4 protein-coding genes are annotated in these 5098 nt (G+C 38.5%); all 4 read left to right on the forward strand.

The window, feature by feature from the left end; genetic code table 11:
- The first annotated feature begins 320 nt into the window (after positions 1–320).
- Positions 321–635, forward strand: coding sequence for a hypothetical protein (locus RBU60_RS14000; protein WP_308865685.1), 315 nt, complete (start codon positions 321–323; stop codon positions 633–635).
- 505 nt (positions 636–1140) lie between these two features.
- The gene (locus RBU60_RS14005) at positions 1141–3531 is read left to right on the forward strand and encodes a TonB-dependent receptor (RefSeq protein WP_308865686.1); all 2391 of its coding nucleotides are present in this window, start codon (positions 1141–1143) and stop codon (positions 3529–3531) included.
- Positions 3528–3902 (forward strand): hypothetical protein, encoded by a 375-nt coding sequence (locus RBU60_RS14010; protein ID WP_308865687.1) that lies wholly within the window; start codon positions 3528–3530, stop codon positions 3900–3902. The genes RBU60_RS14005 and RBU60_RS14010 overlap by 4 nt, the downstream gene beginning before the upstream one ends.
- A 25-nt stretch (positions 3903–3927) precedes the next feature.
- A complete protein-coding gene (locus RBU60_RS14015; RefSeq protein ID WP_308865689.1) occupies positions 3928–4713 on the forward strand; it encodes a DUF4625 domain-containing protein in 786 nt (261 codons plus the stop codon).
- The last annotated feature ends 385 nt before the right edge of the window (positions 4714–5098 follow it).

A 5098-nucleotide genomic window follows, 5' to 3' on the forward strand; every position in this document is an offset into this window, starting at 1 on the left:
TGTTTTTTTGCCATAATTTAAATCTATAAATATTTATGGACTCTAAAAAATCGTCACATCAAAGGTAGACACTCCAACACTTATGGGCGGGCCTGCCCGAACACTTATGGGCGGGCCTGCCCGAACACTTATGGGCGGGCCTGCCCGAACGGAACGGGCGGGAAATCTCTTATTTCCAAAACGAAAAGATGCTTCGTTTCGCTGCGCTTCACTCTGCATGACAACAGGCAAGTGTCATTTCGTTGAAAGAAGAAATTAATGAAATGATACTTTAGATTTTTTTAACATTCAAGTTCATTTTTAATTTTTAATATTGCAGCATGATTTTGTCCCCACATCTAAAACAGCGCCTTTCCATAGTTTTTCTATTGGCTTTTGTGAGCTTAAAAGCGGGGGCATTACATAGTTTGGTGCATGCAGACGATATCAACGATGCCCAAGAATGTGTGTGGTGTCATTTATCGGCAACCGATAAGCACACACCAATCATCGCTGCGGAAGATTTCCATGAAATCAGTCCGTTGCTCTTACACCACATCGCTAACGAAGTTCAAATTACGTACCGTTCGTTAGCCTCTACCAAGACTCCGGTATGTCTTATCTTCAATAAACCCCCACCTTTTTTTACCGCCTAGTCTTTTTTTCTTACTTAATTTCATTTAGTGTTTCAACATCTTATGATGGATGAGGTACAAAATAATTTACAGGATGATGAAATTATAGGATATTCATTTTTTCCCAGCTAGCATAAATTTTATCTAAAAGCTTAATCGTGTACATACTTATTACTAGCGTTAGTACTGTTTAATCGTTGATAAGTATGCTCACAATGATGGTTAAGTTTTGCTTGGTTTTCAAAATGATAAACGTAATTTTTTATACCTCATAGTGGCGGATTTCCAAATAAAAATTTGCTTGACTTTGTAAATAACGAAGTACTAAAAAATGAGTTAAGATGTATTCTAACTTACAAGGATGGGATGATCCCTGTTGCAAGTGCTAGAATTAACATAGAGCTTTGTGAATGAAAATTAGGCATCATAGCTTTCCATACATCAATAAAATAATTTAAGATCGACTTCCATCTAAGAGTGAAAGAAGCTACTCTTTGATCGTTTTTTAAAACTTAATACTCCATACATGAAATTACTGCGTTTCCTCCTTATATGCTTTTTCGCTTTACAAGCTTTTAAAGCTTACAATCAAGAATATTCCGTTAAGGGAACTATTATAGATTCTCTGGGGACCCCTATAGAGGGAGCTCATGTCCATACGTCTAAAATTTTTACTTTAAGTCAAGCCGATGGAAGTTTTCACTTGTCTAACTTATTAAAAGGGGCACATCAAATACAGGTGTCTTATATGGGTTATGTCACCGTAGACACTTTAGTGAAGCTTTCAAAAGATATGACTTTCAACTTTAAATTAAAAGCAGACACTTCCACCTTAGGAGAAGTGCTTATCAAAACTTCTTCCGTAGAAAAAACCACTGTAAGCCGAGAATTGGTCAATCAAGAATACCTTCAAAAAGAATTTACAGGTTCTTTGGCGAAAAGCTTAGAAAAACTACCCGGCTTGAACGCTATGGAAATTGGCGCAGGAACCTCTAAACCCATTATAAGAGGATTGGGGTTAAACCGAGTAGCGGTTGCTGAAAACGGAATAAAACAAGAAGGCCAACAGTGGGGAGCAGATCATGGCTTAGAGTTAGATGGCTTATCGATAGAAAATTTAGAAATTCTCAAAGGCGTAGGCGCCATTGAGTATGGTAGTGACGCTATTGGTGGGGTGATTAAAATAAATAATACCAAAAAGCCGAGCGAAAAAGGCCTTTCAGGTCATATCACTGCCTTAGGGAAATCGGTAAATAACACCATAGGATCATCGCTCAATTTAAATTATAGAGGAGACAAATTTTTCTATAAACTAAAACTTACGGGAATGGAGTACGGAGATTATTCCTTACCTACCGATACCATTTCGTACCTTAACTTTAAGATGCCCGTCTATGACGAAAAGCTCAAAAATACTGCAGGGAAAGAATTAGATATGTATGCTCAAGTAGGGTATATGGGAGAAAAAGTAGAATCTCTACTTAGTGTGAGTAATGTGTATCAAAAATCAGGTTTTTTCCCAGGCGCGCATGGAATTCCTTCGGTAGATAGGGTACGTCCAGATGGCGATACCAGAAATATAGGCTATCCTTACCAACGTGTCAACCATTTTAAAGTGATCAACAATAATAAAATCTATTTTGAAGAAGATTACCTAGAAATTTTATTAGGCTATCAAGAGAATAAGCGGCAAGAGTGGAGTTTATTTCATACCCATTATGCCAACCAACAACCGCCAGTAGTAGATCCTAATTTAGAGTTGAACTTTGAGTTAGCTACCTACGATGCACAAGCAAAATACACCAAAAGATTTTCTAATCAGCATACCACTTCTGTAGGGATTCAGGCCAAATGGCAAGAGAATAGGATAGACGGATTTAATTTTTTACTTCCTCAATATACCAGTAATAACTTTGCGGCATTTGCCACACACGAGTTTAAATACAGCAAAAAGCTGTTGTATAGTTTTGGGATGAGGTACGATCAAAACAGCATTGATATAGATAGACACTATGATCCTACCCTGTACGAATATTTAATAAATGCCGGGCAAAGTGAAGAGGAAGCTACAGCTTACGCGGAAAGAAGTCCGCAGGTGGATAAAGATTTTGGTAGCTTTAATGTGATGGCAGGCGTGCGCTATGAGTTGACGCCAAAATGGACGCTCAATGCGAATGCGGGAACCAATTTTAGAATCCCCACAGCCATAGAGCTTGGAGCCAACGGAATTCACCACGGCTCATTTAGACACGAGCAAGGCGATGTAAATTTAGATCCAGAAAAAGGCTGGGTAGCCGATGCCAAATTATCGTTTAAAGACAAGAGCTTTTCTTGGGCAGTGAATCCGTATGCGTATTATTTTACCAATTACATTTTTTTAAAACCTACGGGAAATTTTTCGGTATTGCCACATTCGGGTCAATTGTTTAAATACACGCAATCAGAAGCCCTTCTTTCTGGGGTTGAAGTGGAAGTAGAAAAAACATTCTTCTCCAAATTGAGAACCTTAGCTGTAGCAGAATACCTTTACAATAAGCAAATCACTTCAAACCGTTCTAGGAATTACCCTTTACCTTTTACACCAGCTAATAATTTGTTTTTAGAAACAGGGTATACCTTGTGGCAAGAGAATAAAACCTTTCAAGCGGTAGAAGTATACCTCAACGCGCGCTTAGCGATGAAGCAAGATCAAATAGCTCAGGGAGAAGAAGTAACTCCAGGTTATGAGCTTTTTGGAGCAGGGGTGAGTGGAAGCATCCACATACAAAATGTAGAGGCTAGGTTTAACCTTCAGGTCACCAATCTATTTAATACTAAATATTTTAATCACACGAGCTTCTATAGGCGATTAGAGATCCCAGAAATGGGGAGAAATATTCAACTTAATTTGACTATTCCTTTCGGAAATCGTTCATGAAACTCCTCAAGCAACATATCAGTATAGGCTTAACTATCGTTTTTTTAACGGTACAATTCATCACGTCTATACATTATGTTTGGGGGACTCACCTTCCCGTATCTAAGTCAAAAGTACACCAAGAGCATATTACTTCCACCTCTTTAAAGATAGGACATCATTGTGATCACCTTCACTTCCAACATCACGAGCTCTTCTTTGTAGAAAACGAGATGGATGTAGGCTTTAAAAATTTAAGTTTTGTTTATCAAAACTCTTATTATTTGGATAGCCCCAAACAAGAATGGAAATTTATATTTTATTCCAGAGGACCTCCCCAAAAGCAATGGATCAGAAACATAAAAGAAACATATGCCTATAAATTGGGCTAAAGAATAAACATAAAAAATAATAAAAATGAAGAATTATAAAATAGTTACCTTAATCGCTTTAGTAAGCATTTTCTTTACCGCTTGTAGCAGCGATGATGATAATGGAGGCTTAGACAACCAAGCGCCTGTCATTACGATCAATGAACCTACAGCAGAAGAAGCGTTTAGTGTAGGAGGAGAAGTACATTTAGATATCGATGTAGAAGATGATAGAGCGTTGGCTTCTTATAAGATCGATATCCATAATAATTTTGATGGACACGATCATGGAAGACCTAGCAGCACTACGAATGTAGAACCTTGGTCGCTTTCTCAAACTTTCGAAATTGAAGCAGGGAATACCAGTTTTAACATACACGATCATTTAGAAATACCAGAAAACATCGCAGAAGGCGAATATCATTTAGGGATTTTTGTGGTAGATGCTGCAGGAAATCAAAGTGAAGCCTTTGTAGAGATTATTGTAGGAGAAGCTCATGGTGATGAAGACCATGGAATGAGTATAGAAAATATTTCTGTTAACAAGGTTACCGCTGGAGAAGTTTTAGAAGTTCATGCAGACCTTCAAGCAGAACACGGTATTCAAACCGTATCTATGGAGATTCATGGGCACGACTTAACTCCGACAGGAGATCAAATCGCTTGGGAATTAGACCAAAACTATGAAACGTTTAGTGGAAGTACGGCAGAGCTTGATGATGCTATTTTAGTACCAGCCAATGCTGCTCCAGGAGATTATCATATGACTATTGTAATTATAGATGAAGATGGAAACTCGTATGCACAAGGAGTGCATTTTGAAGTAATGTAAATTTTTTAAAAAGTGATATCACAAAGAGACTATTTAAAAGTCATTCTAAGGCCTTTAAGTTTTTATGAATAATAAAAGCATATAGTCAGAAGATATACTGAAAACCCTGCGTTCATCGTGGGGTTTTTCTTTTTCAAAGAAGCTAGAAAATAGAACCTAGAATCTAGATCCAAGACCAAAGACTCTTTGAATCACGACGCTTAGACTCAGGACTAGTTTTCTGTCATTTCGACGAAGAGCCTGCCCGACTAGTCATTCAGGCGGGCCTGCCCGACTAGCATTCAGGCGGGCCTGCCCGAACATCTATGGGCGGGCCTGCCCGACTAGCATTCAGGCGGGCCTGCCCGACTAGCATTCAGGCGGGCCTGCCCGACTAGTCATTCAG

The sequence above is a fragment of the Mesonia profundi genome, from assembly GCF_031085155.1.
Taxonomy (GTDB): domain Bacteria; phylum Bacteroidota; class Bacteroidia; order Flavobacteriales; family Flavobacteriaceae; genus Mesonia; species Mesonia profundi.

Excerpts from the sequence above, each read along its gene's own strand:
- RBU60_RS14000 (WP_308865685.1), top strand. The coding sequence starts at position 321 with ATGATTTTGTCCCCACATCTAAAACAGCGCCTTTCCATAGTTTTTCTA.
- RBU60_RS14015 (WP_308865689.1), top strand. The coding sequence starts at position 3,928 with ATGAAGAATTATAAAATAGTTACCTTAATCGCTTTAGTAAGCATTTTC.
- RBU60_RS14010 (WP_308865687.1), top strand. The coding sequence starts at position 3,528 with ATGAAACTCCTCAAGCAACATATCAGTATAGGCTTAACTATCGTTTTT.
- RBU60_RS14005 (WP_308865686.1), top strand. The coding sequence starts at position 1,141 with ATGAAATTACTGCGTTTCCTCCTTATATGCTTTTTCGCTTTACAAGCT.